The organism is Flavobacterium sp. FlaQc-48 (genome assembly GCF_044007335.1).
GTDB lineage: Bacteria > Bacteroidota > Bacteroidia > Flavobacteriales > Flavobacteriaceae > Flavobacterium.
This window is the reverse complement of sequence record NZ_JBIPCR010000041.1, coordinates 1-1,830: the sequence shown is the minus strand read 5'-3', so window position 1 is coordinate 1,830 and position 1,830 is coordinate 1. Positions and strand designations below refer to the sequence as shown.

Sequence of the window (1,830 nt, the reverse complement as noted above, 5' to 3'; positions counted from 1 at the left end):
AAATACCCACAAGATCATCCGGCTCTACGCCTTGTTCGCGTAAATAATGCCCCAACTGATTGGAGCGTTGATCTAATTCTTTATAACTTAATTCTTCATGTCCATAAACAACTGCAATAGCATTTGGTGTTCGTTTAACCTGTTCGGTGAACAAATCTACTACGGTCTTATCTAATGGATAGGCAACATCAGTATCATTAAATTCATATAATAATTGATGTGATTCTTCTTTGGTGAGCATCGATAGATTGCTTAGCGGCTGAGTGATATTCCCTGCAATACTAACCAACAGCTTCTGATAATGCTGCAGCATACGGTCGATCGTAGTTTTATCAAATAAAGCTGTACAATAATTTATTCCTAATGAAATACCTTTGTTACTCTCTGATACACTAAGTGACAAATCAAATTGAGAACTTACCACTTCAATATCATGTGATGATAAGGTCAAGCCTTCTAAAGCTACATCTTTACTTTCTTTATTATTATGTAAGGAAAACATCACTTGAAACAATGGGCTCATACTCATATCACGGGTCGTAACCACCCGATCTACAACCTTCTCAAAAGGTGCAAGCTGATGGTCATAACCTTCCAGAGTTGTCTGTTTTACTCTTGTCAATAAATCTCTAAAGCTAGGATTGCCGCTTAAATCACTGCGAAGTGCTAAAGTATTGACAAAAAAGCCTATCATTCCTTCTAACTCCGATTGTGTTCGATTCGCAATAGGTGTTCCTACACAAATATCATCCTGTCCGCTATATTGCGATAACAATATCTTGAAAGCAGATAACATTACCATAAACAGCGTTACGCCTTCTTCCTGACATATAGAATTTAATGAAGTTCTCAGGTTATCGTCTAACGTTAAAGAAACAACTGCTCCAGTATTGTTTTGTACAGAAGGACGAACATAATCCGTTGGTAAAGACAAGGTATTTACGCCACTTAGTTTTGCTTCCCAATAGGATAACTGATTCTCTAAAACCTCACCTTCTAAATACCTGCGCTGCCAGATGGCATAATCTGCATATTGTAAACTAAGCTCTGGTAAAACTGCCTCGCGGCCAGATTGCAGAGCACCGTACAATTCCACAAACTCATTGGTCAGGATTCCATCTGACCAGCCATCACTGGCAATATGATGGAAAACGCAAACCAATACATACTTCTCATTATCTAATGTATACAAACACGCTCGCAGCTTGTAATCTTTTGATAAATCAAAAGGTTTATTCACATAGTCTGCTATATTTTTTTCTAATAATAACTCATCCGATACAATGGCGCTATCCAATGACCAGCCCTCGGCATTGATAATTTCCTGATAACCGATTCCGTCTTCTGATAGAAGTAAACTACGTAAAACTTCATGACGCGAAACAATCTCTTGCAAGGTTTGTTCCAGTATTGATACCTCTAACGCTCCTTCTAAACCAAGAACTATAGGAATGTGATATTCTGTACTGCCCTGCAGCTGATCCAAAAACCATAGTCGTTCCTGACTAAACGATAAAGGAATACGAGCCGGGCGCTCCACTGCAACAATTCCCGGTAATAAAACCCCTGCCGACTGGGTGGATATATGAGTCCCTAATTCAGAAATCGTGGTATAGATAAAAATATCAGCAATTTCAATCTCTTTAGACAGTTCTTTACGAATCATAGAGACTAAACGCGTAGCCAATAAACTATGACCGCCTAATTCAAAGAAATTATCATGAATTCCTACTTTATCAATCCCTAATATTTCCTGCCAGATTACAGCTAACTGTTCTTCCGTTTCATTACGTGGTGCTGCATATTCTTTGCTGGATAAGTCTGAACCAT

The 1,830-nt window shown here is 38.5% G+C and carries 1 protein-coding gene; it reads right to left on the bottom strand.

Annotated features, from left to right (window positions below; all coding sequences use genetic code 11):
* Positions 1-1,830, bottom strand: a 1,830-nt coding sequence (locus tag ACHRWY_RS27470; protein ID WP_395359203.1) for a condensation domain-containing protein, incomplete at both ends; no start/stop codon positions are given.